Genomic DNA, 26,820 nt, shown 5'->3' with positions numbered 1-26,820 from the left:
AACCGATCGCGCACGACGGCGCGGACCACCGCACCGCGGCGATCGGATCGTCCACGACCGTGGACGGAAGACGAGACGAAGGAGCGACTCGGCTCATGAAAGACATAGTGATCGTCGGCGGCGGCCTCGCCGGGCTCTCGGCCGCGTGGCGGCTCCGGCACTGGGACACCCTCGTCCTCGAGGCGGACGACCGCGTCGGCGGGCGCATCCGCTCCGAACGACGCGGGGCGTACTGGCTCAACTGGGGTGGACACGTCTTCGCGGGCGGCGGCTCGTCCACGGACGCCCTGCTGAACGAGGTCGGCGTCATGGCCGTCGACATCCCGGGCTCGCTCCAGGCGCTCGCGATGAACGGTCGCTTCCTCCGGCGCGGACACATCGCGAGCTATCCGTTGCGCATCCCGATGCCGATGCGTTCCCGGGTCGCGACGATGCGCGCGGGCGTCAAGATCGTCGCAGGGGTCGCCCGGTACACGGGCGTCGTCCGCAAACGTGCGGGCGAGTCCGGGGCGATGCGGCAGCAACGGATCTACGACTTCGCGAACGAACGCTCCTTCCAGGACTTCACGGGCGAGCTTCCCGAGGACGCCGCGGCGCTGTTCAGCACGACCGTGTCCCGCTCCGCCGGGAACATGGACCAGGTGTCGGAGGGCGCGGGGCTCGGCTACTTCAGCCTCGTGCTCGGCATCGGACAGGGGCTCAGCCGCGGCATCGTCGGTGGCCCCTCGACGCTCACCGAGGTCCTCGCCGTGACCCTCGGTGACCGGGTCCGGCTCGGGACCGAGGTCCATGAGGTCGTCCGGAAGGCCGGCTCGGTCGTCGTGCGCTACCACCGGGACGGTGCCGAACACGAGGTCGAGGCGCGAACGGTCGTCCTCGCCACGACCGCGAACGTGTCGCACCGCATCGGCGTCGACCTGCCCGCGGACCTCCGCGACGCACTCGCGCAGGTGAAGTACGGCCCCCACGTGAGCACGGCGTTCCTCACGGACGAGCCCTCGGCGCGCCCCTGGGACGACATCTACGCGATCGCCGCGCCGAAGCGTTCGTTCGCGATCGCGCTCAACCAGGCGAGCATCGTCCGCGGCACGGAGTCCGTCCGCAGGCCCGGCGGCAGCTTCATGACGTTCTCACCCGCGGCCCTCGGTGCGGCACTGCTCGACAAGAGCGACGACGAGGTGGTCGACACCCACCTGCGCGATCTCCACGCGATCCTCGGCCACGGCTTCGCCGACTCCGTCGTCGAGTCGAAGGCCGCCCGCTGGGTCGACGCGTCGCCCTACTGCTTCTCGGGGCGCGCGCGCCTCCAGCCGACGCTCACGGCCGGTGCCGATCGCGTGTTCCTCGCGGGTGACTACCTCGGAACCCTCTACACCGAGACCGCGATCACCTCCGGCTTCTCGGCCGCCCAGGAGGCCGCGAGCGTCCTCGCGACCGAGCGACAGCGTCGCGGACACGAGCTGCCGCTCGGGGCGTCCTGAGCTGCACCCGCGGCCCGTCCACCCGATCACGACAATGCTCCACCGATCACGACAACGCTCCACCGACAACGAAGGAAACCAGCATGACCGCACCACTGCGAGGCGTCCTCACGGCGCTGACCACGCCCTTCGACGCCCATGAGGGCATCGACGTGCCCTGCTCAGGTCCGTCGTCGATCGTTCGATCGATGCCGGCGTCGACGGTGTCGTCGCCGCCGGCTCGACCGGCGAAGTCGGCGCGCTCAGCTCGGACGAACGCATCGCGCTCGTCGACACCGTCATCGAACAGACGGCCGGCCGCGTGCCCGTCATCGCACAGACGGGCGCGACCTCGACCACAGAGGCGATCCGGCTGTCGAAGGCCGCCGAGCGCTCCGGCGCCGACGTCCTCATGCTCATCACGCCGTTCTACGAGCCGCTCACGATCGACGAGACGGTCGCCTACCTCACGGACGTGGCGGGTGCGGTCGACCTGCCCGTCATGCTCTACAACATCCCGGCCGTCACGGGCGTGAACCTCGACCCGGCGACCGTGCGTCGGCTCGCGACCGAGATCGACAACGTCGCCTACATCAAGGACTCCAGCGCGAACTGGGAGCAGGCGCTGCAGCTCATCCACCACCATGCCGACGTCATCGGGACGTTCATCGGATGGGACTCCTACATCTACAGCGCGCTCGCGGAGGGGGCGGCCGGCGTCATGGCGGGTGCGGCGAACGTCGTCCCGGACGAGATCGTGTCGGTCGCGCGGGGCATCGCCGCGGGCGACCTCGCGGGCGCGCTCGCCGACTGGAAGCGGCTGTATCCCGTCATCGACGCGCTCATCAGCGTGCCGTTCATCTCGGCCGTCAAGGCGGGACTCACCGCCCGGGGCCTCGACGTGGGTGACCCGCGCCGTCCGACCGCACCGCTCGGCGCCGAGCAGCTCGCGGGCGTGACCGCGGCGCTCGCGCGACTCGAACCCATCGAACAGGGGGTGTGAGCGCATGGAATCCTTCGACATCACTGGCGTCTTCGCCGGCGTCGCCGACGTCATCTGGGGGCCGATGGCCTACGTCGTCCTCGGCCTCGGCATCGCCTTCACGATCGCCACGAAGGGCGTGCAGTTCCGGCGGATCCCCGACATGATCCGACAGCTCCGGGAACGCAACGACGGCGAGGGTGGGCAGTCCTCGTTCCAGGCCCTCGTGCTCGCGCTCGCGAGCCGGGTCGGCGTCGGGAGCATCGCGGGCGTCGCGACGGCCGTCCTCGGCGGCGGGCCCGGCGCCCTCCTGTGGATGGCGGTCACGGGCATCGTCGGCTGCACGGTCGGCTACGCCGAGGCGACGCTCTCACAGACCTTCAAGCGGCAGATCGAGGACGAGGACCGGAAGAAGGCGAACGAGGACATCGGTGGCATGCCGTACTACATCAAGTACGGTCTCAAGCTGCCCAAGGTCGGCGGGATCGTCGCCATGCTCGGCCTCATCGGCTACGGCCTGCTGTTCCCCGGCTTCCAGGTGAGCACGATCGCGTCGAGCACGAAACTCGCGTTCGGCGTCCCCGAGTGGGTGCCCGCCGTGCTCGTCACCGGCCTCATCGCGCTCGTCATCTTCGGCGGGACGACCCGCATCGTCAAGGTGACCCAGACCCTCGTCCCCGTGCTCGCGGTGGGCTACCTGATCCTCGCGATCGCCGTCATCGTGGTCAATGCCGACCGCGTCCCGGACGCGATCCTGCTCATCGTCAACTCCGCCTTCGGCATCGAGCCGGTCCTCGGCGGCATCGCCGGCGCGGCGGTCGCCTGGGGCGTCCGCCGTGCCGTGTTCGCCTCGGCGAACGGCCTCGGCGAGGCCACGTTCGCCGCGGCGGCCGCACGCACGTCCCACCCCGGCAAGCAGGGGCTCGTGCAGACGTTCAGCATCTACATCGACGTGCTGCTGATCTGCATGGCGACCGGGCTCATGATGGTCGTGTCCGGCAAGTTCAACGTGTCGGACGGCCACGGCGGGTTCCTCGTGCAGCACATCCCCGGCGTCGAGGTCGGCGCGAACTGGGTGCAGGAGTCCATCGACACGCTCGTGCCCGGCTGGGGCGCCGGGTTCGTGGCGGTGGCCGTGTTCCTGTTCGGGTTCACGTGCCTGCTGCTGTACTTCTACGTCGCGAACTCCAACCTGCTCTACCTGCTCGACGGCCGCGTCGGCAACGGGTGGAAGACGGCGCTCAAGTTCAGCACGCTCGTCATCGTCTTCGTCGGCTCCGTCACGAACGCGGAGATCGTGTGGGCACTCGGCGACATCGGGCTCGGCGTGATCGCGTGGATCAACCTCGTGTGCCTCGCATTCCTCTTCCCGCTCGTGTACCGCATCTCGCAGGACGACGAGCGGCAGCGGAAGCAGGGGCTCGATCCGACGTTCGATCCGAAGGCGCTCGGGATCGAGGGAGCCGACTTCTGGGAGCAGCAGCGCGAGAAGGCCGGGGCCTCGGCGACGGCGGTCGACGGGACCGACCCGGGGGAGCGACCCGCGGGCGGCTGAGACTGCAGGCACCGGAGTGCGACGGCCCGGTGGGCACCCGACACGCGTCGGGTGCCCACCGGGCCGTCGGCCACGCCGCGGGCAGGGAGGTCCTACCCTGAATCGGGTGACTGCCTCGAACCCCCGCGAGCTCTCGATCGTGCCCCGGATCGGTGCCGGCCTGCTCGGTGTCCTCGTGATCGTCGCGGGCGTGCTGCTCGTGGTGCGACCGCTCACCGCGCTCCTCGCCGTGCTCGCCGCGCTGTGTCTCGCCCTCGTCGTCGGCGCGATCGTCTCGCTGCGTGGCGGTCGCGGTCGGCCGGTCCGCCGGATCGTCGCGGGTGTGCTGCTCGTCGTCGCGGCCGTCTGCGTGTTCGCGGCACCCGATGTCATCCGTGCGCTCCCCACGCTGTGCGCGCTCGCGCTCGGTCTCGGGGCCGTCCGTCTCGCGGGCACCGCGGTCGGGAGGCGCGCCCGTCCGGTCGACGGGACCGATGCCGAGGGGACGCCGGCCTCGCGCGGCGAACGCGTCCGTGCGGGTCTCGCCGCCGCCGCGTGCGTGCTCGCGGCGGGCCCGGCGCTCGTGTGGCCCGACGCCGCATCCGTCGCGATCGCCGTCGTCTTCTCGATCGCGCTCGTCGTCCTCGGTGTCGCGCTCGTCGTCACGGGGATCCGTGGACGCGCCCCGCGACGCTTCGGCGTGCGTCAGGGATCGATCGGTCACGTCCGGAGCGAGCCGCGCGGGGCCGGGGCGGTGCTCCGCACGATCGGTGCGGTCGGCGCGCTCGTGGCCGCGATCGTCGCGACCGCCGGGACCGTCCCGCTCGTCGCGAGCGCCGCGTCGGTCGACGACTTCTATGCATGGAGCGGTCCCGCCCGCGCCCAGCCCGGCACGGTGCTCCGCGTGGCCCCCTACACGGGCGAGGTCCCCGCGGGCGCCGCCGCCCTCCGGGTGCTGTACGCGACGACCGACGGTGAGGGAGCCCCGGCACTCGCGAGCGCCGTCGTCGCGTACCCGACCGCCGCGCCCACCGACGGCGAGCGGCCCGTGCTCGCCTGGCAGCACGGCACGACCGGCGTCGCGCGATCGTGCGCGCCGAGCGTCGGCGCGGACGCCCTCACCGAGCTCGCGATCCCCGGCATCTCGCGCGCGATCGAGCGCGGCTGGGCCGTCGTCGCGACGGACTACCCGGGGCAGGGCACACACGGCGCCTACCCCTATCTCGTCGGCGAGGGTGAGGGGCGTGCGACGCTCGACGGCATCCGGGCGCTGCGCGCGATCGACGACGCGCACGCCTCCGAGCACGCGTGGATCTGGGGTCACTCGCAGGGCGGTCACGCGACGCTGTGGGCCGGACAACTCGCCGCGGACTACGCGCCCGAGCTCGACGTGCTCGGCGTCGCGGCGCTCTCGGCGGCGAGCGACCCGCTCGCGCTCGCGAGTCGCATCACGACGGGTGACCCGAGCCCGCTCGCCTCGCTCGTCACCTCGCTCGTGCTCGTGCCCTACGCGGAGGCGTACCCCGATGTGGAGCTCGACGCGACCGTGCACCCCGCGGGGCACGGCATCGTCGAGGCGTTCGCGAGCCGCTGCGTGATTGAGGCGCCGACGCTCGTCTCCGTCCTCGTCGGTGCCTCGCTGTCGTGGGACGCGCCCCTGTACCGGATCGACGTGTCCGAGGGGCCGACGCACGACCGGCTCGCGCAGAACCGCGCCGACGGGATCGTGCCCGCACCGCTCTTCCTCGGGCAGGGCACCGACGACGAGGTCATCCCGATCGAGCTGCAACGCACCCTCGCCGCCGAGCTGTGCGCCGCCGATCGGACGGTCGAGGTCCACGAGTACGAGGGACGCAGCCACATGGGCGTCATCGCCGAGGGCTCGCCCCTCATCGACGACCTGTTCGCGTGGGCCGATGCGGTGACGCTCGGGCAGGCGCCCGCGAACTGTTGAGCCGCCGAGCCCGTTCGGCCGGCGCACCCCGGCCGCCGAGCGCGCTCGGCGTTGCAGTGGCCGCGCCGGTGCGTGCGAACACGACGGTGCCCGACCGGAAGCCGTTCCGGTCGGGCACCGCGTGTACTCACCCGACGTGACGCCGGCGGATCGCGCCGGCGGCCGCTCACGCCGCTCGGGTCGCCACTCCTCGGCGGGACTCGTCGAGGTGCCGTTCGTAGGCGCCCAGGGTGAGGAATCGGGGGAACGAATCACCGAGCACCATCTCGCGAAGCAGCTCGGCCGCGTCGTCGAGTCGGTCGGTTCCGGTCCGGGGCAGTTCGCCGAGCGTGCGGTCGATGATCCACTCGACCCGCTCGCGCACCACGGGCAGACCGTCGTCGGTCAGCGCCCCCTGCTGGATCCACTGCCAGAGCTGGCAGCGGGAGATCTCCGCCGTCGACACGTCCTCCAGGAGGTCGTCGATCGGTACCGCGCCGGTGCCTCGCAACCAGCTGTCGAGGTAGCGCAGCGAGGCCGACACGTTCTCGCGGATGCCCGCCACCGTGACGGTGCCGTCGGGGATGCGGAAGTCGATGAGCTGCGAGCCCGTCACCGAGACGTCGTCGCGCAGTCGGTCGAGCTGGTTCGGCCGCTCTCCGAGGACCGCGTCGAACTCGGCACAGGCCGTCTCGATGAGCCCGGGGTGCGCGACCCAGCTGCCGTCGAACCCGTCCGACGCCTCACGGCGCTTGTCGATCGCGACCTGCTCGAGTGCCGCGGTGGTCCGCGCCTCGTCGTCGGGGTTCGGGATGAACGCGCTCATCCCGCCGATCGCGTGCGCGCCGCGCTTGTGGCACGTCGCGACGAGCAGTTCGGTGTACGCCCGCATGAACGGCACCGTCATGTTCATCTGCCCCCGGTCGGGGAGGAGGAACGAGCGACCGCGGTTGCGGTAGTTCTTGATGATGCTGAACAGGTAGTCCCAGCGGCCCGCGTTGAGGCCCGCACAGTGATCGCGCAGCTCGTACAGGATCTCGTCCATCTCGAACGCCGCCGTGATGGTCTCGATGAGCACGGTCGCCCGGATCGTGCCGTGGGGGAGCCCGATCGCCCGCTCGCTGAACGAGAAGACGTCGTCCCACAGGCGCGCACCGTGGCGGCTCTCGAGCTTGGGCAGGTAGAAGTACGGGCCGGCGCCCCGCGAGACGAGCTCGTGGGCGTTGTGGAACAGGTACAGGCCGTAGTCGACGAGCGAGGCCGAGGCGGGACGCGGGCGTCCCGCGGCGTCGACGTAGCGGAGGTGCCGCTCGTCGAGGTGCCAGCCGCGAGGGCGGAACACGATCGTCGGCGTGTGCTCGCCGAGCGTGTGCGCCGTCCCGTCCTCCGACACGAAGTCGATGCGCCGCCGGATCGCGTCGGCGAGGTTGAGCTGTCCGTCGATGACGTTCGACCAGGTCGGGCTGAGCGCGTCCTCGTGGTCGGCCAGCCACACCTTCGCCCCGGAGTTGAGCGCCTCGACCGTCGACCTGCGGTCGGTCGGACCGGTGATCTCGATCCGGCGGTCCTCGAGGCCGGGCCCCGCGCCGGCGACGCGCCACGTGGGGTCGCGTCGGATCGAGGCGGTCTCCCGCGGGAAGGCGGGGTCGGCGCCGGCGTCGATCGCTCGGAACCGCTCGGCGTTCGCGACGAGCTGCTCCTCGCGGCGGTTCATGAACCGGTCGTGCAGCTCGGCGATGAAGTCGAGTGCCGCGGGCGAGAGGATCTCGTCGAACCGGTCGTGCATGTCGCCGCGCACCTCGATGCGTCCGGCGGGGCGGGGCTCGGGCCGGGGCGTGCTCTCGGACCCGGCCGTCAACGTGGTGGTCATCGTCGTTCACCTTTCGGATGGTGCGGGAATCAGTGGAACTGTTCGGACTCGGTCGAGCCCACGAGCGCGAGCGTCGCGCTCGACGGGTTGAGGGCGGTCGCGATCCGGTCGAAGTAGCCGGTGCCGACCTCGGCCTGGTGCTTCGTGGCCGTGTAGCCGCGCGATTCGGCGGCGAACTCGGCCTCCTGCAGCTCGACGTAGGCCGACATCTGCCGGTCGCGGTAGCCGCTCGCGAGGTCGAACATCGAGTAGTTCAGGGCGTGGAAGCCCGCGAGGGTGATGAACTGGAACGCATAGCCCATCGCCGACAGCTCGCGCTGGAACTTCGCGATCGTGTCGTCGTCGAGGTGGCGCTTCCAGTTGAAGCTCGGCGAGCAGTTGTAGGCGAGCTTCTGCTCGGGGAACTCCGAGTGGATGCTCTCCGCGAAGCGGCGGGCGAGCTCGAGGTCGGGCTCCGACGACTCGACCCAGATGAGGTCGGCGTACGGCGCGTACGCGTGACCGCGGGCGATGACCGGCTCGATCCCGTTCTGCACGTCGTAGAAGCCCTCGGCGGTGCGCGTGCCCGTGAGGAACGGGCGGTCACGCTCGTCGTTGTCGCTCGTCAGCAGGGTCGCGGCGAGCGCGTCGGTGCGGGCGATGACGAGCGACGGCGTGCCGACGACGTCTGCGGCGAGGCGCGCGGCGTTGAGCGTGCGGATGTGCTGCCCCGTGGGGACGAGCACCTTGCCGCCCATGTGGCCGCACTTCTTCTCCGAGGCGAGCTGGTCCTCCCAGTGCACGCCCGCCGCACCCGCCTGGATCATGCCGTGCATGAGCTCGTAGGCGTTGAGGGGGCCGCCGAAGCCGGCCTCGGCGTCGGCGACGATCGGCACCGTCCACTCGCGGGACGTCTCGCCGCCCTCGGCGAACTCGATCTGCGCGGCGCGCAGCAGGGCGTTGTTGATGCGACGGACGACGGCCGGAACCGAGTTCGCCGGGTAGAGGCTCTGGTCGGGGTAGGTCTGGCCCGAGAGGTTCGCGTCGGCCGCGACCTGCCAACCCGAGAGGTAGATGGCCTCGAGGCCCGCGCGCACCTGCTGCACGGCCTGGTTGCCGGTGAGGGCACCGAGCGCGTACACCCACTTCTCCGGGTCCTCGTCGTTGCGCTGGATCAGATCCCACAGCTGTTCGGCGCCGCGCTTCGCGAGCGTCTGCTCCTCGCGGACCGGACCTCGCAGGGCGATGACGTCCTCGGCGGTGTAGTCGCGCTTGACGTTCGCCCAGCGGGGGTCCGTCGCCCACTCGAGCTCGAGCTCTGCGGCGGTCTGCGTCTGCGTGCCGGGGAGGTTCTGCGTGTCGGTCATGTGCTGCTCCTTCGCGTCTTTCACGTGGCCTGCAATGAGCATGCGCCGAATCGGACCGGTTCTTCGCAAGAAAGTGGATAGAAATATGCACGTTTTTCTGATCCGCAGAATGATCGGGTGTGGCAGGCTCGTGGCATGGCAGGACGACGGACCCTCGCGGGTGACGATGAGGACGTGCTCGATTCACTCACCATCGGACGACGCGTGCGTCGGCTCCGGGTCGACCGCGGGATGACCGTCGGCGAACTCGGCGACGCGATCGGACGTGCCGCCTCGCAGGTCTCCGTCATCGAGAACGGGAAGCGCGAGCTCAAGCTCGCCGAGTTGCAGCGGCTCGCCCGCGCGCTCGACACGACCCTCGACGCGCTCCTCGAGCCCGAGGCGCTCTCGCGCCGCGACGAGCTCGAGATCGAGCTCGAGCGCGCGCAGCGCAGCCCGCTCTACAGTTCCCTCGACCTCCCCGCGCTCCCCGTTCGCAAGAGCCTGAGCGACGCGGCGATCGAGACGATCCTCACGCTGCACGGTGAGCTCGAGCGGTTGCACGAACAGCGCGCCGCGACACCCGAGCAGGCCCGGCGCGCGAACGCCGAGCTGCGTGCGGAGCAGCGCGCCCGCGACAACTACTACGAGGATCTCGAGCACGCCGCCGCCGAGCTCCTCGCCGCGATCGGTCACCGCGGCGGTCCGCTCTCGCAGCGCGCGACCTCCGAGCTCGCCGCGCACCTCGGCTTCACGCTCCACTACGTGGGGGATCTGCCCGCGACGACGCGCAGCATCGCCGATCACCGCAACCACCGCATCTACCTCCCGATCCGCCAGCCCGGCACCGATGCGCGCTCGGCGCTCCTGCAGGCACTCGCCGCGCACGTGCTCGACAGTCCGGAGCCGCACGACTTCGGCGATCTGCTCCGGCAGCGCGTGGAGACGAACTACCTCGCGGGCGCGCTGCTCGTCCCGCAGGCGAGCGCACTCGAGTACCTGACGGAGGCGAAGGCCGCGCGGGAGCTCTCCGTCGAGGACCTGCGCGATCACTTCGCCGTGAGCTACGAGACGGCGGCCCACCGGTTCACGAACCTCGCGACGCGGCACCTCGGCATCCCCGTGCACTTCGTGAAGGTGCACGCGAGCGGCGCGATCTCGAAGGCCTACGCGAACGACGAGGTGCAGTTCCCGACCGACGTGCTCGGTGCGGTCGAGGGGCAGCAGGTGTGCCGGTGGTGGAGTGCGCGGCAGGTGTTCGAGGTCGAGGACCGTCTGAGCCCGTACCACCAGTACACGGACAAGCCGTCGGGCACGTTCTGGTGCACGTCACGCATCGAGTCGTCGACGAGCGGTGACTTCTCGGTGAGCGTCGGCACGAACTTCGCGGAGGCGAAGTGGTTCCGCGGGCGCGACACGAAGCGCCGGCTGCCCTCGCGCTGCCCCGATCCGTCGTGCTGCCGCGAGCCGTCCGGGAAGTCGACCGCGTACTGGGAGGGCAAGGCGTGGCCGAGCGCGCGCCTCAACGCGTCACTGCTCGCGGCGATGCCCGACGGCTCGACGACGGGCGTCGACAAGGTCGAGGTCTACGACTTCCTCGACCGCCACGCGACCCCCCACCCCTGACGCGCGAGCGCCGACCGCGAGCACCGACCCTCCGCGTTCCGGGCGAAATCTGGGGTTCCGGGGCACCCGGAACCCCAGATTTCGCCCGGAACTCTTGGGGGGAGAGAGATCGCGGGGGCGGGGGGCGGGTGGGCGAGCGGTCAGGCGGTCAGGGGGTCACGGGGTGGGGGATCGCTCGTAGAGGGTCACGACTGCGGCGCCGCCCAGCCCGATGTTGTGTTGCAGCGCGAGCGTCGCGCCCTCGACCTGGCGCTCGCCCGCTTCACCGCGCAGCTGCTGGACGAGCTCGGCGCACTGGGCCAGACCCGTCGCGCCGAGCGGGTGCCCCTTGGAGAGGAGCCCGCCGGACGGGTTCGTGACGACGCGGCCGCCGTACGTGTTCTCGCCGTCGAGCACGAAGCGCTCGGCGGTCCCCGGCGGGGTGAGCCCGAGTGCCTCGTAGCTCAGGAGTTCGTTCGTGGTGAAGCAGTCGTGCAATTCGACGACGGGCACCTCGGCGAGGTCGACACCCGAGGCCTCGGCGACCTGCGCGGCCGCGTCGGCCGTGAGGTCGGCACCCACGAGTTGCGCGAGATCGCCCTCGAACGTCGAGTCCCGATCGGTCGCCATCGCCTGCGCGACGATCCGCACGCCGGCATCGAGCCCCCGCGAGCGGGCGAACGCGGGGGAGACGAGGATCGCCGCTGCCGCCCCGCACGTCGGCGGACAGCACTGCAGGCGCGTGAGCGGTGCGAACACCTCACCCGACGCGAGGACCTCCTCCACCGTCACGGGTTCGCGGAACACGGCGATGGGGTTCGCGGCCGCGTGACGTCGTGACTTGACGGTGATCGCGGCGAACGTGCGGTCGTCGGTGCCGTGCCGCTCCTGGTACTCGCGGCCCGCACCGCCGAACAGTTTCACGGCCATGGGAACGTCGTCCGGTCCGAACTCGTCGTCCGCACGGGCGACGAAATCGGCGAGCGGCCCGGGGCGGTCCGCCCAGTGCTCGACGAGTGCACCGCGCTGCATCTGCTCGAAGCCGAGGGCGAGCACGCAGTCCGCGTCGCCGCTCTCGATCGCCTGTCGTGCGAGCCACAGGGCCGTCGATCCCGTGGCGCAGTTGTTGTCGACGTTGATGATCGGGGCACCCGTCCGGCCCACGCGATACAGGGCGCGCTGCCCGGATGTCGAATCGCCGTAGACGTAGCCGACATAGCTCTGCTGGACGTCGGCGAGGTCGACGCCGGCATCCGCGAGCGCCGCGCGGACCGCACCTTCGGCCATGACGTCGTACGGATCGCTCGTGCGCGGCGTGCGGAACGGCACCGTGCCGACGCCCGCGATGAGCGCGTTCGTCATCTCGTCGTCTCCTTCGTCCGGCGACGAACCGGCCGGGGCGGCGATGCTCGTCGGTGCCGAGCAGTGTAGCTCGCGCATCGTGGACCGGCGGGGTCCGGTCGGCCTCGAGGGCACCGTGACGCGGCCCGGGCGCTCGCCGGCCGCCCGGGTGCGGATCCCGACCGGCGCACCGTCCGACGCCGATTCCGACCGCTCGAACGATCCGACCGACATCGTGTGCGCAAGTTCTTCGACGTCCGTGCATGAGTGGTGGTGACCGGAGAACGTCTCTTCCCCCCGGAGGCGAACGGTCGGAACCGTCGGCGCGATCGTCGATGCGGACGAGTTGAACCGGTATCGCGACCCCCCGCGCGATACCGGTCCCTCCGCCGGATCGCCGACGGGCGCGATGCGGATGGGCCGCCGGACCTCCCCCCGGTGCACGGCGGCGCTCCGTGACGCGACATGCGACGCGCTCGACGCCCCGGTGCCCCGCCCCTCCCGATCGCCGACGGAGCGCATACACCGTCCTCGTCCTCGGTCGGCACGCACGAACCCGCGTCGTCCGCCGGAACGCCGCGGTCGCGGGGCCGCGCCGGTCGGTGCGCAACTTCTTCGCCGTCCGTCCATGGGGAGTGGTGACGGGTCGTCGCGAACCCCCAGTGACACGGCACCCGGTCGCCCCCCGCAGGTCTCCACGCGGGGCCGACCAGTCGTGCCCCGCTTCCCCCGGGCGGTGCGCACGATGGTCGGGCCGCCGCGCCGAGCTCTTCGGCGCGGCGGCCGCGCACCCTCCCGCGACCGCGGGGACCGCCGGACGCGTGGGCGGAACGACGACGCGTCGGTGTTCGTCCGTTTGCGCAGGTTCGGTCCGATCCGGGCATGGGCGGTGGTGACGAGTCGCCCGACGCGAGGGGCGATCTGCCGGAACGAAGAGGAGTGGTCCGTGAACGTCACGACGTTTCCGCCGCGAGGACGCGGGGTCCCCACGCTGAGCGACCTGCATTCGCTCACCGTGCTCGACGTCAAGTCGTCCGCGCTCGACGTCGAGCAGGGACGCATCGAATCGGCGGTGCTCGCCGATGTCGGACGCGACGGGCGGGTGCACGCGGTCCGTCGCTGGCGGGTCGAGCCGGGCGAGCCGATCGGCGCCGCCGAGTCCAACGTCGTCCGACTCGGTGGCGAGCGGCCTGACGAACGGCTCGACGACGGTGGGGACGCGATCGTGCAGATCGTGGAGGCGCTCCGCGAGCGCTTCGATGCAGGACTTCCCGTCGTGGCCTTCCACGCGGCGCGCCCGTTCACGGTGATCGACCGCGAGGCGCGGCGACATGCGGTGCACCCGGCGACACCCGCGCCGGTGATCGACCCGTTCGCGATCGACAAGGCCGTCGACCCCTTCCGCAGCGGCTCCCGCCGGCTCGTGGAGACCGCGAGCAGCCACGGCATCCCCGTCGATCGGGCGAACGCGCACGGGCCACTGTTCGGTGTCGTCGTCGCGGGCCTCCTCGCCTGGACGCTGCTCGATCGCTTCGCGGGCGAGATCGGGCACGGCACCGGGTCGCTGCTCGACATCCACCGAACGACGGCCGAGTGGGAACTCGGCGCCCGTTCCGATGCCCGCGCCGCGGCGTCGTGGCCGGTGCTCCCGACGCGCGAGGAGGCCTCGAGATGAACACCGCCACGATGCGTCACCGGCAGCACGGCGAAGGTGCCACCGTCATGGGCATCCTCACGCCCGAGGGGGACACGCTCGTCGCCATCGGCGCGGTCGTGCAGGGATTGCTCGAGTCGAGCGGCACGTCCACGTTCGGTGAACTGCTCGACGTCCTCGAGTCGGGCGACGATCTAGCGCTGCAGTTCGCCGCGCGCCATCGACTCACGGGGCGGCAGGTCGAGATCATCGACCGGAACCTCCGTCTCCTGCGGAGGCTGCCCACGCGCGCGGAGGCGAATCTGCGGCGCTGTCCCCTCTGCGGCGCCTACGACATCGTTGCGGGTGAGGTACCGGTCGCCTGTCGGCTCACGACCGGTTGCCAGGGCATCACCGAAGCGCCACCGCGCGCGTGGCGGATCCCGTGGGACGAGGTTCCCTCGGTCGAGCGCTGGAGCGTGCCGGTCGAGTTTCCTGAGAGTTAGCTGAATGCCTCGGATCTGCGTGCGATCCGCATGGGGGATCGACTCCTCACTTGTATGAGCGGTTTTGACCAGCCCACGATCGGCACCCGGCCCGGCGCTGCCGACCACGTGCGTCCCGACGACCCGACGGACGTCCGACGGACGTCCGCGATCGATTCGATCGCCCACCTCGACCCGGTGGTCGAGGCCGCGCCCGCGCGCATCGACGCGGGGCCGGCCGCCCAGGACTCGCCCGAGAACCTGCTGCACTTCGCGCGACGTCGCGCGATGCGGCTCGTCGGGCGACGCGCCTTCACCCGCGACGACGTCGACGACATCGTGCAGGAGGCCTATTTCGGACTGCTCGAGGCCCACAACGAGCGTGGGGGGCGGACGCCGAACGAGAAGCTCATCGTCGACCGCGTGACGAAGCTCGCGTCCCGGTGGCACCTGCCCGCCGACGTCCGCTACGAGTCCTTCGCGGGACGTCGCGTGTACCTCGGGCTCGTGGACGAGTTCCTGCAGGTCAAGGGTCGCATGCCCTCGCGCGTCGAAGAGGACGTGATCGCGGACGGTGTCCGCGCCGGGTGGCACGACCCCGAGCACCGTCCGGCGCCGGACTTCCATCGCATCTCGCTCACGCCGCACGTGTCGTTCGACGAGCGGTGGTGCGGGGACGACGCCGTCGAACCCGCGCTCGCGGATCCCACGGATCGGGTGGGCGACGCGACGCCCGAGCAGGTGCGCGACGCGGATTCGCGTGACGAGGCCGCGGAGGCGCTCGCGGAGCGCCTGACGCAGGCGCAGATGGGTGCCGTCGAACGCCGTCGACGCGCGTGGAGCCTGTTCGCCCAGGCGCTCGGCCTGCCGGATGCGGCCGCGGCCTCGCTCGGCCCGCGCGAGGTGACGGCGGTGAAGGCCGTCGTCCGCGGTCGGCTCGCGTCGATCGCCGCCGAGTATCTCGACGGTGAATCCGACGAACGGACGACCGAGGCGCTGTTCGCGCCGTTCGGGGAGTGCACCATGGCGCAGCGCGACCTCATCGCCGCCGCGCTCGAACGCAATCCCGGGGAGGCCGAGCGGCTCTGGACCTCGGCGGTCAACGCCGCGAACCGGCGGGGAGCGTCGACGAAGACGACCGATTCGCCGGTCTGACGATCGGATGAGCTCCCCGGGCGGATGAGCTCCCCGGGCGTTCGTGACGCCCGGGGGGACCGCAGCGTGGATCCTGAGTCGCGCTCCGGTTACCATGGGAATGCAGGGGACCGGCTGGGAGTCGGTCGTGACGCGCTGAGGGCGCTGCGAGCGATGAACTGAGCCGAGGGGGCGCGGGATGAGTACGGCATGGTCGCCGGCGGACGAGCTGGCGTCGGAAGAGGCGGCGCTGCTCCGCGAGGTGCGCGAGACCGGCGACGCCGAGGCGTTCGCGGAACTGTACCGGCGGCACTACGACGCGGCCACGAGGTTGGCACTCTCCCTGACGCGAGGTCGGCGCCCGGCGGCGGAGGACCTCGTCGAAGAGGGATTCACGAGCACGTTCGCGGCGCTCAAGGCCGGCGCCGGACCACACGTCGCGATGCGGCCCTACCTGTACGCCGCGGTCCGGAACGCTGCGGCGGCGCTCTCGAAACGCGAGTCCTCGACGATCGACGTGGACTCGTTCGAACCGTTCGACGTCCCGAGCGTCGACGACTATTCCGTCATCGAGGAGTCGCTCGACCAGACGACGATCGGTGGTGCGTTCCTGGGGCTGCCGAGCAGCTGGCAGAACGCGCTCTGGTTCGTCGAGGTCGAGCAGTTGGACGTCGCCGACGCCGCACCGCTCCTCGAACTCACTCCGAACGCCGTTTCGTCGCTGCTCGGTCGCGCTCGCGAGGGCCTCAAGCGCCGTTACCTCCAGCAGCACGTCGCGGAGCCCGTGCGACTCGACTGCCGGCGCATCTCGTCGAAGCTCGGCGCGTACGTGCGTGACGGGCTCACGATCAAGGAGAGCACCCGGGTCGAGAAGCACCTCGAGACGTGCGAGTCCTGCGACGCGGCGGTCGTCTCGCTCCGCGACATCGGTGCCGCGCTCCGGGCGGTCATCTTCCCGGCGACGGTCGGGACATCGGCGGCCGCGGCGCTCGGCGCGGGGCTCGCGTCGGCCTCCGGTGCGGGTGCCGCGCAGGCGAGCACGGCGTCGCCGGGCGGCACGGGCGGCTCCCCGTCCAGCGCGCCGGCCGTCGGCGGCGCGGCCGCCGTCGGTGCCGCGATCATGTCCGTGATCGGTGGTGCGCCGGTCTGGGCCGTCGGCGCCGTCGCGGCGATCCTCGTGGCCGGGACGGCGGCGTTCTGGGTGGTCCCCGCGATCGCGGGTGGTGCGGACGCATCGTCCGAGCAGGCCGAGAGCGCCGAGGGGGACGACTCGTCGAGCGGGGGATCGGGCGGCGGCAGCGGGTCGTCGGCACCGCCCGCGACGGCGCCGGCCACCACGCCGTCGTCGTCGCCGGCAGTCCCCGAGGACTCCTCGGACCCGACCGCGCCACCGGCCGACGACCCCGCGGCCCCGCCGACCTCGCCGGGGCGGCCGCCGTCGGGGAATCCCGTCGTGCCGCCCGGCTCGAACTCGCCGGGGCTGCCCGGCCCGTCCACGTCGACGCCGCCCGGGACTTCGCCCGGTTCGCCGGACCCGACGGACGACCCCGGGTCGACGGACGACCCGACCCCGACCGACGACCCCGGGTCGACGGACGACCCGACCCCGACCGACGGCCCGGACCCGACGCCGACCGGGACGCCCGGTCACTGTGACGGCGGTTCGTGGCCCTGGCCGTGGGACGAGTGCGATTGATCGCGGTCGTCAGAGGGGAGCGTCGAGGCTCTCGGCGCGAAGCGCACACACGATGATCGTGTCGAGGAGTTCGCTCCTCGTCGGGAGCGTGCGCCAGGGCGTGCCCGGCACATGGTGCATGACGGGGTAGTCGACGGTCTCGACGAGCGCCGTCCAGAGCGAGACGGGACGTCCGTCCGCACGCAGCGCGACGACGACGCGAGATGCGGCGTCCCAGTTGCGGGCGGTGGGGGAGTCGACCACGCGGAAGAGCGCACGACGCGACGCGACGGCCCGAGGGTCCTGCGAGGTGCCGAGGAGGCCGGAGCGATCGCGACAGCGGTCGATGAGCGAGGAGAGTCGCATCGCCTCGCTCGTCGTGAGCGGCCCAGGGGCCGGTGTCGCAGCTACCACGACGACACCATGCGCGGACGACGGGATTCTCGCGCAGCCGATCGGCCGGGCGCTTCCTCCGGGACGAACGCGTGTCGTCGACGACCGAATCGACGGGCCCGAGTACGATAGGGAGCATGTCCCAGCACGGTCTGCCCGCGGGTCCGGACGATCCGGAACCCGATCACGAGACCCGTCCGGGTGCGGGGGAGTCACCGCCCTCGGCGGCCCGGCGAACCGCGGCGCTCGTACCCGGCCTCGCGGTCTGCCTCGCGATCGCGGCGATCGCGACGCTCGTCGGGTCGTTCGTGCCCGTCCTCGGGAGCGCCATGCCGGCGGTCGTCCTGGGGGCCGTGGTCGCGATCGTCCGGCGTCCGGCGTCCGTCCTCGCCCCCGGGATCGGCTTCGCGGGCAAACGTGTGCTGCAGGCCGCGGTCGTCCTCCTCGGAACGCAGCTCTCGCTCGGAGAGGTCGTGAGCGTGGGCGTCGAATCGTTCCCCGTCATGGTGACGACACTCGTCGTCTGCCTCGTCACCGCGTGGCTCCTCGGACGGGCGATGCGCGTCGACGGCGAACTGACGACCCTCATCGGTGTCGGCACCGGGATCTGCGGGGCCTCGGCGATCGCTGCCGTCGCGCCCGTCATCGGCGCGTCGAGCACCGCGATCGCCTACGCCGTCTCGACGATCTTCCTGTTCAACGTCGCGGCCGTGCTGCTGTTCCCCTGGATCGGGCACCTCGCGGGTCTCGATCAGCATGCGTTCGGTCTGTTCGCCGGGACGGCGGTGAACGACACGTCGTCGGTCGTCGCCACGGCGGCGATCTACGGTTCGGCGGCGCTCTCGTTCGCCGTCGTCGTCAAGCTCGTGCGGACGCTCATGATCATCCCGATCAGCGTCGGCCTCGCGGTCCGCACCGCGCGGCGCGAGCGCCGGGACGGCGGGTCGGCGACGACGCTCACCGCGAGCGGGGTCGTGGGACTCGTCCCGTGGTTCCTCGTCGGCTTCCTCGTCGCGTCCCTGCTGCGAACGCTCGGTGCGGTCCCCGACCCCGTCGCGGTGTCCGCCGGCACCGTCTCGGTGTTCCTCATCGCCACGGCGATGGCGGGCATCGGCCTGTCGGTCGACCTGGCGGCGTTCCGCACGGCCGGCCTCCGTCCGCTCCTGCTGGGTGGCCTGCTCTGGATCGTCGTCACCGTGACGGCACTCGCCGTCATCCTGTTGACGGCGAGCTGACGGATCGGGCTCAGCGTTCCCCGAGATCGACGACGGCACCGATCTCGTCGCTGCGCCGTGCGGCGTCGAGGACCTCGATGACGGCCACGGCGTCGTCGGCGGAGACGGGCGCGTCCGCCTCGCCGCGCACGGCGGCGGCGAACTGCTCGTAGTAGTCGACGTACGAGCCGCGCGAGGACGGCACGCGTCGTGCGCCCGCCGCCGTGGTGAGGACGCCCCAGGCGTGTTCCGGTTCGTGTGCCCACTCGGACGGATCGTGCGCGGGACGCTCACCCGCGTCGATGCGAACGGTCTGCACGTCGGTCGTCGATGCTGTGTAGGAGCCGTCCGCACCGTACAGGCGGAACTCGCGCGCCTGGAGGCGGTTGCGCTTGCTCGCGCTCAGGTGGGAGTCGGTCCCGTCGGCGTGCTCGATCGTGATGACGAATCCTTCGTCGGTCGGGCCCTCCGGGGTGTCCGCGGGATCGAGGCGGGCGAAGACGCGCGTCGCGGGGCCGAACAACCACAGGGCCTGGTCGACGAGGTGGCTCCCGAGGTCGCGCAGGAGGCCACCGCCGGGCCCGCCCTCGAGGGAGCCGGGCTCGTCGAGGTCGTAGCGTGAGTGGAACCGACGGATCGTCCCGAGGTCGCCGGCGTCGAGCAGGTCGCGGATGGTGCGGACGTCCGGGTCCCACCGTCGGTTGTGGTAGACAGCGAGGGTCCTGCCGGCCGCCGCGGCCGCGTCGCGGAGCTCCACCGCGGTGGCCGGGGTCGGGGCGAAGGGCTTGTCGGCGACGACGTCGACGCCGAGCGAGAGGGCCTCGAGGACGAGTTCGCGCCGCGTCGTGGGCGGCGTCGTGATCGTGACGGCATCGATGCCGTGCCCGGCCCGCTCACCCTCGACGAGCGCGGCGAGCGAGTCGTAGACGGGCACTCCGGGGAAGTCGGCCTCGACCTCGGCGCGTCGTCCGGGGGACCTCGTGACGACGCCCGCGAGTTCGACGCCCGTGGCCGCGGCGATGTACGGGGCGTGGAACCGACGGCCACCGGCGCCGTAACCGACGAGACCGATGCGGACCGGTCGGGTGCGTTCGGAGGGTGTGGTCATGTCGGCTCCCGTCGGATTCGTCGGGCCCGGAACGGGCCCTCCGTCATCCTAATGTCAGGACATGACAGCTTCCGCGTGTGTCGCCCCGTTTCGGCACACGCCCCGACGTCGTCGCCGGTCAGGGCGTGCGGAGTCGGTCGATCCAGCCGAAGTGCTCGCGAGCGAGTGCGATGCCGCGTTCGACGGCATCGGTGTCCCGGACGTTCGTCTCGACCGGGAGGATGCGGTCGTAGTACACCGCGACGAGCGTCGCGAGCGGCTCGACGTCGTCGGCGATGATGCCCACGCGCGCACCGTCCTCGAGAAGGGCGACGGCCTCGTCGCGGGATGCTCGTCCCGGTCGCACGAGGCACCACACCTCGTCCTGCACGATCGTCGCGCACTCGTTCTCGTCCCGTGCCGCCCCCTGGCGGTCGATCGTGTCGTTCATGGATGCACCCCATTTAGTTAGGACATAGCTAATGATTAGTGACTGATACGCTAAGCGACATGGCTGAGAAGTCGAGCACCGTCGACCGGGACACGGCGATCACCCAGGTGTGCGGGGACCGTCGCGCCGTCGCCGAACTGCTCGCGATCAGACACCTCGACGAGCTCGTCGAGCTCGATCTGACGATCCATCAACTGAAGGTGGTCCTGCTCGTCACGAGCGGCGTCGCCTCGACCGGCCGTGAACTCGCCGACGCGCTCCACGTGACGGCCCCCACCGTCTCCGCCACCGTCGATCGGCTCGTCGAACTCGACTACCTGACGCGCGTCGAATCGCCCGACGATCGCCGCGTGCGGCGCCTCGAGCCGACCGTCGTCGCCGAACGGGTCTACGGACTGGTCGGCGGCCTCCGCGACCACGCGTACGACCTGCTGGGTGACCTCGACGACGACGACCTGCGCGCGCTCGCACAGGGCGTGCGTGCGCTCCGTCGCGCCTGGCAGCGCCGCGCGGCGGACGAGCGCTGAATCGACCGGTTCACGATCACCGCGGTCGGTCGCGCCAGCGATACTCCGATTGGGGGCGTCCGCCGGTGCCGTAGCGGGATCCCCGCTCCACGCGCCGGGAGTCGGCGAGGAATTCGAGATAGCGGCGAGCGGTGACACGCGAGATGCCGAGCAGCGTGGCGACCTCGCTCGCCGAGAGCGCCTCGTGGGTCCGGACCGCCTCGGAGACGAGCGCGAGGGAATCGGTCGAAAGCCCCTTCGGGAGCGAGCCGGAGCCGGCGGGTCGGAGCGCGCCGAGCATCGCGTCGATCTCCTCCTGCGTCGCCGCGCCCGCGGCCGCGCTCGCCCGCGAGCGGAAGTCGCGGTACTGTTCGAGCCGCTCACGGAACACCGCGAAGGTGAACGGCTTCACGAGGTAGTGCGCGGCGCCGAGGGCCACGAACTGGCGAACGACATCGGCATCGCGCACGCCGGTCAGTGCGATGACGTCGACCGCGGACGCGCGCGAGCGCAGATGCCGCAGCACGTCGAGTCCCGTCCCGTCGGGCATCGTCATGTCGAGCAGCACGAGGTCGATCCCGGCACCGCCCGGCGCGCGCAGCACGTGATCCACGGCCGAGCGTGCACCGCTGCACTCCGCCACGACGCGGAACCCGTCGACACGCTCGACGTAGCTGCGGTGCAGCTCGAGCGTGAGCGCCTCGTCGTCGACGAGCAGGACGTCGATCATGCCGATGCCTCCGCGGCGGGGAGGTGCACCGTGAACGTCGTCGGCGCATCGGGGGCGAGCTCGATCGAGCCGTGCGCCGCATCCACGATGGAGCGCACGAGGGGAAGGCCGACCCCGCGCCCGAGTCCTCCCACCGGCTTCGTCGAGAACCCCTCCTCGAACACCCGAGTGGTGAACTCGTCGGGGACGCCGTCGCCGCTGTCGGACACGACGATCCGCAGTTCGCCGCTGGTCCCACGCTCGAGCGATGCGTCGACCCAGCGCGGCTCGCGACCGCTCGCGGCGGCGTCGAGCGCGTTGTCGATGAGGTTGCCGAGGACGGAGACGAGATCGACCGATCCGAGACCCGTGGGCGGGGCGTCGGGATCGATCTCGACGGTCCACTCGATGCCGAGTTCGCGCGCCTGCGACGCCTTGCCCATGAGGAGTGCGGTCACCGCCGGATCGATGTGGGCGGGCACATCGATCCGGTCGAGGAGCGCCTGGCTCCGGCGTGAAGTCTCGGTGAGGATGGCGATCGCCTCCGTCGTCCGCCCCAGTTCGAGGAGCGCGACCGCCGTGTGGAGCCGATTCCCGTGCTCGTGGGTCTGCGCGCGCATCGCCTGGCTGAGCGTCCGAACGGATTCGTACGACGACACGGCGTCGCGGATCCGGTCCGCGGGCAGGTCGCCGGCGACCTGGCGCATGAACCGACGTGCGAGGACGGCCCCCGCGATCCCCGCGGCGACGATCGTGAGCGCGACCCCGACGACGAACGGGAATCTCGGCAGCGCGAGGTCGGTCGTGATGCTCCCGAGCGTGACGCCCGCGGCAACCCACCCCACGAGCGCCCCGTCGGACACGACGGGGACGATCGTCCGCACGGACGCCCCGAGCGTCCCCGTGTACTCCTCCGTGAGCGGGACCGGTGCGTCGGGGACGGTGCCGAGATAGCGCAACCCGATGCGGGTCACGTCGGGGTGCGTGACGCGGATCCCGTCCGGCGTCATGATCGTGATGAAGTCGACCGACGCGTCCGCGAGGATGTCGTCGGTGATGGGTTGCAGCCGCTCGGTCGCACCGGGTGCCATGAGCGCCTCCGCGACGAGCGGCATCGCGACGATCGACTCCGCGACCGCGCGCGAGACCGTCTCGGCCTCGTGATGGGCCGTTCGTTGCGCATCGACGACGAGAAGTGCGCCGACGAGGACGCCGACCACGAGCACCGACGCCGTCACGGCGGCGAACGCGCGTGACGCGGCGCTCGCACGGCCCCGTCGGTCCATCGCTCCTCCCCGGCGCCACACCGATCGGCATCCGGCGCGGTTCCGGGCGTGTCGGCATCGGCGCCGTCGGACTCCATCGTACCGAGACCAATAGGACCACAAGCGTCGCGCCGCGACGTCGGGCGCGCAAGGTGGAGGGGAACGATCGGCCGGGCCGATCGACCGGACAACGATGTTTCGACCACGGAGGCGACGATGGCTCTTTCGAACGGCAGGGGAACGACCCCCGCGACACACGACGAACGCAAGCGGGGGATCCGCGGCTGGGACAAGCACACGTGGCTCTACGTGTCGGTGATCATCGCGGTGCTGCTCGGCATCGTGGTGGGACTCGCGGCACCCGAGTTCGCGCAGGGACTCGAACCGCTCGGAAAGGGATTCGTCGCCCTCATCAAGATGATGATCGCCCCGATCATCTTCTGCACGATCGTGATCGGCGTCGGCTCGATCGCGAAGGCCGCGACGGTCGGCAAGATCGGCGGACTCGCGCTCGGATACTTCATGCTCATGTCGACGTTCGCGCTCGGCATCGGCCTCGTCGTCGGCAACATCATCCACCCCGGCGAGGGCCTGAACATGTCGGGCTCGAGCTACGAGGTCGAGGGTGAGGCGTCGCACACGACCGACTTCGTGCTCGGCATCATCCCCGACACGTTCTTCTCGGCGTTCACGGGCGAGAGCGTCCTCCAGGTGCTCTTCATCGCGCTCCTCGTCGGCTTCGCGCTGCAGGGGCTCGGCGACAAGGGCAAGCCGATCATGACGGGGATCCGTCACCTGCAGACCCTCGTGTTCCGTGTCCTCGGCATGATCCTCTGGCTCGCACCCATCGGCGCGTTCGGCGCGATCGCAGCCGTCGTCGGCAAGACCGGCGTGGCGGCGATCTGGGGGCTCGGTCTGCTCATGATCGCCTTCTACATCACGTGCTTCCTGTTCGTGGTCGTCCTGCTGGGAACGCTCCTGTACGCCGTGACACGCATCAACGTGTTCAGCCTCATCAAGTACCTCGGACGCGAGTACCTGCTCATCGTCGGCACGTCCTCCTCCGAGTCGGCGCTGCCGCGACTCATCGCGAAGATGGAGCACCTCGGCGTCTCGAAGCCCGTCGTGGGCATCACGGTCCCGACCGGCTACTCGTTCAACCTCGACGGCACCGCGATCTACCTCACGATGGCGTCGCTGTTCATCGCGACGGGCATGGGGCAGCCCATGTCGATCGGTGAGCAGATCGGCCTGCTCGTCTTCATGATCATCGCCTCGAAGGGCGCGGCGGGTGTGACCGGCGCCGGCCTCGCGACACTCGCGGCGGGTCTGCAGGCGTACCGACCGGACCTCGTGAACGGTGTCGGCGTCATCGTGGGAATCGACCGGTTCATGTCGGAGGGGCGCGCCATCACGAACTTCTCGGGCAATGCGATCGCCACCATCCTCATCGGGACGTGGACGAAGCAGTTCGACGCCGAGCGCGCGAAGGCCGTCCTCGGCGGCGAGCTGCCGTTCGACGAATCGACGTTCGCGGGCGACGACCACGGGCCCGCGGAGGAGCCGGCCGCGCTCACGACCGGGGGAGCCGACACCGGGACGCGCTGACGTCTCGCGCGGTCCCACGGGGCGGGTGGCGCACGGCGCAGCTCGCTCCGTGGCGTCGTCGACGGGCCGTATGCTGGCGGAATGGATCGCAGCGAACGCTCGAAGACCATTCCGATCGACGAACGGTCGGCCACACGTCTCGCCGATACCGGGCTCCGATACGGGCTCGTCGACGTCGCCGACGAGACGACGTTCGACGCCTGGTTGCAGGCGGTCTCGCGTGGATTCCACGGCGAGCGGGACGACGCGGCCGCGCTCGCGAGAACGCGTGAGGCGCTCGCGGAACGGCGCATCACCGGGGTCTGGGACGACACGGCCCCCGTCCCGATCGATCCCGTCGCGACCGTCGCGTCGTGGATCGGCGAGATCACGCTCTCGCCCGGCCGGACGATCGAGTCGTGGGCCGTCTCCGAGGTGAGTGTATCGCCCACCCACCGTCGCCGCGGTATCGCACGCAACCTGCTCGAGGGCGAACTCCGCACGGCCGCCGCGGCGGGCCTCGCGGCCGCGATGCTCACGGTCTCGGAGTCGACGATCTACGGCCGATTCGGATTCGGCCCGGCGACGCTCGGTGCGACGTACCAGGTCGAGACCGCGCGTGCGACGTGGCGGGGACCCGTCGCGCCGGGGCGCATCGATCACGTCACGCCACAGGACGCCGCGGCGCTGCTCGCGACGCTCCACGACCGTGCCCGGCTGCAGGTACCGGGCGACACGAACGCCTACCCGGCGCTCTGGGCCCGCATGACGGGCGCGGTCGGGGACCCAGCCAAGACGGCACCGATCCGGAGCGTCCGCTACGCCTCCGCCGACGCTGAGGTGACGGGCGTCGCGGTCTATCGGCTCCGCGCGAACGAACACGACTTCACGAAGCACACCGTCGAGATCGAGGCGCTCGTCACGGTCGACGACGAGGCGTACGCGGCCCTCTGGCGCTACTTCCTCGAGCTCGATCTCGTCGAGAGTGTCTCGGTGGAGGTGCGTGCGCCCGGCGAGCCGCTGCGCTGGATGATCGGGGACTTCCGCGCGGTCACCGAGCGGGTCATCGATCACGAGTGGCTCCGCGTCCTCGATGTCCCCGCCGTGCTCGGCGGACGGGACTACGCGGCGTCCGGCCGCATCGTCCTCGATGTCGCGGATTCGCTCGGGTTCGCCGCCGGCACCTGGTTGCTCGTCGCCGACGAGGCAGGCACCGGGGTCGTCACGCGCCTCGACGCCGTGCCGCACGCGACGCCCGTGCTCGAACTCGACGTGGCCGAACTGGGCTCGCTCGTGCTCGGCACGGTGACCGCCGAGACGCTCGTTCGGGCCGGCCGGATCACGCCGCGCGCAGCGGGCGACGCGGCCGTCGCGGACCGCCTGTTCCGACCGGCACGGACACCGTGGCTTTCGACGTGGTACTGAGGTGCTCACCCCGGGCGTGAACGGCCCCGCGCTCAGCGGGACGGGGGTACCCTGCCGGTCGACTCGCGGACGGTGAGCTGGCTCGGTAGGTGGTCCATGCGGCGACTGCGGTCCTTCGTGGTGAAACGTCCGAGCAGCAGGTCCATCGTCGCGCGCCCGGCCTGCTCGCCCGAGGCGCTCACGGTCGTGAGCGGTGGCGAGGTGAACGACGCCCCGAAGATGTCGTCGCAGCCGATGACGCTGAGATCGTCCGGGACCGCGACGCCCCTCGCTGCGAAGCGCATGAGCGCGCCGATCGCGAGCGCGTCGTTGAAGAAGATCGCGGCGGTGACGTCTGCGAGCGCGACGGCGTCGGCCGCCGCCGCGCCCGCCGCGAGCGTCGGCCGGAACGCGCCGACCGGCAGGAGGCACACGGCGGCCCGATCCGCGGCCTCCTTGAGCGCACCGAAGCGCACCCGATCCAGCCAGGACGAGCCCGGACCGCGCACGTAGGCGATGTGCGTGTGGCCGAGACTCACGAGATAGTCGAGTGCGCTCACGAGCCCGACGGGCGTGTCGATCACGACGCCGGAGAGCGCACCCGCCTCGCGATTGAGCGCGACGAGCGGAACACGGTCCGCAACGCGCTCGAGGACGGCGTCCGGGGCCCGCGGTGAGGCCACGACGATGCCGTCCACCGCGTCCGACAGCTCTGACAGCAGCTCGCCCTCGACCTCCTCGGAGTCGTCGCTCGTCACGAGCAGCAGCAGGAAACCGCCCGCCTGGGCGCGTGCTTGACAGCCGCGGATCAGGTCGAGATTGAACGGATTCGTGAGGTTGGGGACGACGAGCGCGATCGTCCCGCGGGTCGTCCGGGTCCTCGACGCGGGGATCATCGCGCTCGCGTAGCCGAGTTCGCGCGCCTTGCGGACGACGCGCTCGTACATCTGGGGGCTCACGCGATTCGGATTCGACAGGGCGCGCGACACCGTCGACGGCGCGACACCGCACGCGTCGGCGATGTCGGTGAGGGTGACTCGCCGTCGGACGCGCCGGGCGGGCATGGCCATCGGTTGATTCCTTTCGTGCGGTCGTCGTGGCAAGAATTTTGCCACGACTCGCACACCCCGTGGTCGCGTCGCCCGGGAACCCGCCGTGTCGCGAACCCGCTCGGCACGAACACGGCAAAGCGCTGGCGCAGGGATCCGGTGCGGCGAAGCATGTCCT

Annotated in this window: 23 protein-coding genes; 14 read left to right on the top strand and 9 right to left on the bottom strand. The window is 71.3% G+C overall.

Features of this window, described 5'->3' with window-relative positions:
• Nucleotides 1-95: 95 nt before the first annotated feature.
• The 4 genes from HNR16_RS09460 (at nucleotide 96) to HNR16_RS18810 (ending at nucleotide 5,930) form a co-directional block, all read left to right on the top strand.
• Nucleotides 96-1,481: a protoporphyrinogen/coproporphyrinogen oxidase gene (locus tag HNR16_RS09460; protein WP_158040875.1), complete on the top strand. Its 1,386-nt coding sequence runs from the start codon at nucleotides 96-98 to the stop codon at nucleotides 1,479-1,481.
• A gap of 157 nt (nucleotides 1,482-1,638) precedes the next feature.
• Entirely contained in the window at nucleotides 1,639-2,463 is an 825-nt protein-coding gene (locus tag HNR16_RS09455; RefSeq protein WP_225737886.1) for a dihydrodipicolinate synthase family protein, read from the top strand.
• A gap of 4 nt (nucleotides 2,464-2,467) precedes the next feature.
• A complete protein-coding gene (locus tag HNR16_RS09450; protein ID WP_158040874.1) occupies nucleotides 2,468-3,997 on the top strand; it encodes an alanine/glycine:cation symporter family protein in 1,530 nt (509 codons plus the stop codon).
• 106 nt (nucleotides 3,998-4,103) lie between these two features.
• Nucleotides 4,104-5,930: a lipase family protein gene (locus tag HNR16_RS18810; protein WP_158040873.1), complete on the top strand. Its 1,827-nt coding sequence runs from the start codon at nucleotides 4,104-4,106 to the stop codon at nucleotides 5,928-5,930.
• 166 nt (nucleotides 5,931-6,096) lie between these two features.
• Here HNR16_RS18810 and aceB read toward each other — a convergent pair whose 3' ends face one another.
• A complete protein-coding gene (gene aceB / locus HNR16_RS09440; protein WP_158040872.1) occupies nucleotides 6,097-7,779 on the bottom strand; it encodes a malate synthase A in 1,683 nt (560 codons plus the stop codon).
• Between the two features lie 29 nt (nucleotides 7,780-7,808).
• Nucleotides 7,809-9,125 carry an isocitrate lyase gene (gene aceA, locus HNR16_RS09435; protein ID WP_158040871.1) on the bottom strand — a complete coding sequence of 439 codons (1,317 nt, stop codon included), beginning with the start codon at nucleotides 9,123-9,125 and terminating at the stop codon, nucleotides 7,809-7,811.
• A 135-nt stretch (nucleotides 9,126-9,260) separates the two neighbouring features.
• On the opposite strand from aceA, the gene HNR16_RS09430 reads away from it, so the two are divergent.
• Nucleotides 9,261-10,730, top strand: a complete 1,470-nt coding sequence (locus HNR16_RS09430) for an XRE family transcriptional regulator (RefSeq protein ID WP_158040870.1) — start codon at nucleotides 9,261-9,263, stop codon at nucleotides 10,728-10,730.
• Nucleotides 10,731-10,886: 156 nt separating this feature from the next.
• Here HNR16_RS09430 and HNR16_RS09425 read toward each other — a convergent pair whose 3' ends face one another.
• Nucleotides 10,887-12,071: a lipid-transfer protein gene (locus HNR16_RS09425; protein WP_158040869.1), complete on the bottom strand. Its 1,185-nt coding sequence runs from the start codon at nucleotides 12,069-12,071 to the stop codon at nucleotides 10,887-10,889.
• On the opposite strand from HNR16_RS09425, the gene HNR16_RS09420 reads away from it, so the two are divergent.
• From HNR16_RS09420 to HNR16_RS09400, 5 genes are all read left to right on the top strand, one after another.
• The gene (locus HNR16_RS09420) at nucleotides 12,055-12,327 is read left to right on the top strand and encodes a hypothetical protein (protein ID WP_179558178.1); all 273 of its coding nucleotides are present in this window, start codon (nucleotides 12,055-12,057) and stop codon (nucleotides 12,325-12,327) included. The two genes, HNR16_RS09425 and HNR16_RS09420, sit on opposite strands and share 17 nt — an antisense overlap.
• A 669-nt stretch (nucleotides 12,328-12,996) precedes the next feature.
• A complete protein-coding gene (locus HNR16_RS09415) occupies nucleotides 12,997-13,725 on the top strand; it encodes a 3'-5' exonuclease family protein (RefSeq protein ID WP_158040868.1) in 729 nt (242 codons plus the stop codon).
• Nucleotides 13,722-14,189, top strand: a complete 468-nt coding sequence (locus HNR16_RS09410) for a hypothetical protein (protein ID WP_158040867.1) — start codon at nucleotides 13,722-13,724, stop codon at nucleotides 14,187-14,189. Before HNR16_RS09415 ends, HNR16_RS09410 begins: the two co-directional genes overlap by 4 nt.
• 54 nt (nucleotides 14,190-14,243) lie before the next feature.
• Nucleotides 14,244-15,323 (top strand): hypothetical protein, encoded by a 1,080-nt coding sequence (locus HNR16_RS09405; RefSeq protein ID WP_158040866.1) that lies wholly within the window; start codon nucleotides 14,244-14,246, stop codon nucleotides 15,321-15,323.
• Between the two features lie 178 nt (nucleotides 15,324-15,501).
• Nucleotides 15,502-16,998, top strand: coding sequence for a zf-HC2 domain-containing protein (locus tag HNR16_RS09400; RefSeq protein ID WP_158040865.1), 1,497 nt, complete (start codon nucleotides 15,502-15,504; stop codon nucleotides 16,996-16,998).
• Nucleotides 16,999-17,007: 9 nt separating this feature from the next.
• Here the strand turns inward: HNR16_RS09400 and HNR16_RS09395 are convergent, their stop codons facing one another.
• Entirely contained in the window at nucleotides 17,008-17,343 is a 336-nt protein-coding gene (locus HNR16_RS09395; RefSeq protein WP_158040864.1) for a hypothetical protein, read from the bottom strand.
• Between the two features lie 164 nt (nucleotides 17,344-17,507).
• Here HNR16_RS09395 and HNR16_RS09390 point away from each other — a divergent pair, with 164 nt between their 5' ends.
• A complete protein-coding gene (locus tag HNR16_RS09390; protein WP_158040863.1) occupies nucleotides 17,508-18,605 on the top strand; it encodes a YeiH family protein in 1,098 nt (365 codons plus the stop codon).
• 10 nt (nucleotides 18,606-18,615) lie between these two features.
• Here HNR16_RS09390 and HNR16_RS09385 read toward each other — a convergent pair whose 3' ends face one another.
• Complete coding sequence (locus HNR16_RS09385) at nucleotides 18,616-19,692, bottom strand: Gfo/Idh/MocA family protein (protein WP_158040862.1); 1,077 nt, start codon at nucleotides 19,690-19,692, stop codon at nucleotides 18,616-18,618.
• Between the two features lie 118 nt (nucleotides 19,693-19,810).
• Complete coding sequence (locus HNR16_RS09380) at nucleotides 19,811-20,122, bottom strand: SDR family oxidoreductase (protein ID WP_158040861.1); 312 nt, start codon at nucleotides 20,120-20,122, stop codon at nucleotides 19,811-19,813.
• A gap of 59 nt (nucleotides 20,123-20,181) precedes the next feature.
• Between HNR16_RS09380 and HNR16_RS09375 the strand changes: the two genes are divergently transcribed.
• The gene (locus HNR16_RS09375) at nucleotides 20,182-20,649 is read left to right on the top strand and encodes a MarR family transcriptional regulator (protein ID WP_158040860.1); all 468 of its coding nucleotides are present in this window, start codon (nucleotides 20,182-20,184) and stop codon (nucleotides 20,647-20,649) included.
• A gap of 16 nt (nucleotides 20,650-20,665) precedes the next feature.
• Here HNR16_RS09375 and HNR16_RS09370 read toward each other — a convergent pair whose 3' ends face one another.
• Together HNR16_RS09370 and HNR16_RS09365 are read right to left on the bottom strand one after the other, a co-directional pair.
• Nucleotides 20,666-21,358, bottom strand: a complete 693-nt coding sequence (locus HNR16_RS09370; protein WP_158040859.1) for a response regulator — start codon at nucleotides 21,356-21,358, stop codon at nucleotides 20,666-20,668.
• Nucleotides 21,355-22,623 carry a sensor histidine kinase gene (locus tag HNR16_RS09365; RefSeq protein WP_158040894.1) on the bottom strand — a complete coding sequence of 423 codons (1,269 nt, stop codon included), beginning with the start codon at nucleotides 22,621-22,623 and terminating at the stop codon, nucleotides 21,355-21,357. The genes HNR16_RS09370 and HNR16_RS09365 overlap by 4 nt, the downstream gene beginning before the upstream one ends.
• A gap of 195 nt (nucleotides 22,624-22,818) precedes the next feature.
• Here HNR16_RS09365 and HNR16_RS09360 point away from each other — a divergent pair, with 195 nt between their 5' ends.
• Entirely contained in the window at nucleotides 22,819-24,210 is a 1,392-nt protein-coding gene (locus HNR16_RS09360) for a cation:dicarboxylate symporter family transporter (RefSeq protein ID WP_158040858.1), read from the top strand.
• An 81-nt stretch (nucleotides 24,211-24,291) separates the two neighbouring features.
• Nucleotides 24,292-25,614, top strand: a complete 1,323-nt coding sequence (locus HNR16_RS09355) for a GNAT family N-acetyltransferase (protein ID WP_158040857.1) — start codon at nucleotides 24,292-24,294, stop codon at nucleotides 25,612-25,614.
• A 32-nt stretch (nucleotides 25,615-25,646) separates the two neighbouring features.
• Here the strand turns inward: HNR16_RS09355 and HNR16_RS09350 are convergent, their stop codons facing one another.
• Complete coding sequence (locus tag HNR16_RS09350; protein ID WP_225737883.1) at nucleotides 25,647-26,663, bottom strand: LacI family DNA-binding transcriptional regulator; 1,017 nt, start codon at nucleotides 26,661-26,663, stop codon at nucleotides 25,647-25,649.
• Nucleotides 26,664-26,820 lie beyond the last annotated feature (157 nt).

The organism is Pseudoclavibacter chungangensis, from assembly GCF_013410545.1.
Classification (GTDB): Bacteria; Actinomycetota; Actinomycetes; order Actinomycetales; family Microbacteriaceae; genus Pseudoclavibacter; species Pseudoclavibacter chungangensis.
Note: the sequence above shows the minus strand (reverse complement) of the source record. Positions and strands in the feature narration are given on the sequence as shown.

Bases quoted from the DNA above. Each gene is read 5' to 3' on its own strand.
- HNR16_RS09460 (WP_158040875.1), top strand. From the start codon at position 96: ATGAAAGACATAGTGATCGTCGGCGGCGGCCTCGCCGGGCTCTCGGCC.
- HNR16_RS09450 (WP_158040874.1), top strand. From the start codon at position 2,468: ATGGAATCCTTCGACATCACTGGCGTCTTCGCCGGCGTCGCCGACGTC.
- aceB (WP_158040872.1), bottom strand. From the start codon at position 7,779: ATGACCACCACGTTGACGGCCGGGTCCGAGAGCACGCCCCGGCCCGAG.
- aceA (WP_158040871.1), bottom strand. From the start codon at position 9,125: ATGACCGACACGCAGAACCTCCCCGGCACGCAGACGCAGACCGCCGCA.
- HNR16_RS09430 (WP_158040870.1), top strand. From the start codon at position 9,261: ATGGCAGGACGACGGACCCTCGCGGGTGACGATGAGGACGTGCTCGAT.
- HNR16_RS09420 (WP_179558178.1), top strand. From the start codon at position 12,055: ATGAGCGCGTTCGTCATCTCGTCGTCTCCTTCGTCCGGCGACGAACCG.
- HNR16_RS09425 (WP_158040869.1), bottom strand. From the start codon at position 12,071: ATGACGAACGCGCTCATCGCGGGCGTCGGCACGGTGCCGTTCCGCACG.
- HNR16_RS09410 (WP_158040867.1), top strand. From the start codon at position 13,722: ATGAACACCGCCACGATGCGTCACCGGCAGCACGGCGAAGGTGCCACC.
- HNR16_RS09405 (WP_158040866.1), top strand. From the start codon at position 14,244: ATGAGCGGTTTTGACCAGCCCACGATCGGCACCCGGCCCGGCGCTGCC.
- HNR16_RS09400 (WP_158040865.1), top strand. From the start codon at position 15,502: ATGAGTACGGCATGGTCGCCGGCGGACGAGCTGGCGTCGGAAGAGGCG.
- HNR16_RS09395 (WP_158040864.1), bottom strand. From the start codon at position 17,343: ATGCGACTCTCCTCGCTCATCGACCGCTGTCGCGATCGCTCCGGCCTC.
- HNR16_RS09390 (WP_158040863.1), top strand. From the start codon at position 17,508: ATGTCCCAGCACGGTCTGCCCGCGGGTCCGGACGATCCGGAACCCGAT.
- HNR16_RS09385 (WP_158040862.1), bottom strand. From the start codon at position 19,692: ATGACCACACCCTCCGAACGCACCCGACCGGTCCGCATCGGTCTCGTC.
- HNR16_RS09380 (WP_158040861.1), bottom strand. From the start codon at position 20,122: ATGAACGACACGATCGACCGCCAGGGGGCGGCACGGGACGAGAACGAG.
- HNR16_RS09375 (WP_158040860.1), top strand. From the start codon at position 20,182: ATGGCTGAGAAGTCGAGCACCGTCGACCGGGACACGGCGATCACCCAG.
- HNR16_RS09370 (WP_158040859.1), bottom strand. From the start codon at position 21,358: ATGATCGACGTCCTGCTCGTCGACGACGAGGCGCTCACGCTCGAGCTG.
- HNR16_RS09365 (WP_158040894.1), bottom strand. From the start codon at position 22,623: ATGGACCGACGGGGCCGTGCGAGCGCCGCGTCACGCGCGTTCGCCGCC.
- HNR16_RS09360 (WP_158040858.1), top strand. From the start codon at position 22,819: ATGGCTCTTTCGAACGGCAGGGGAACGACCCCCGCGACACACGACGAA.
- HNR16_RS09355 (WP_158040857.1), top strand. From the start codon at position 24,292: ATGGATCGCAGCGAACGCTCGAAGACCATTCCGATCGACGAACGGTCG.
- HNR16_RS09350 (WP_225737883.1), bottom strand. From the start codon at position 26,663: ATGGCCATGCCCGCCCGGCGCGTCCGACGGCGAGTCACCCTCACCGAC.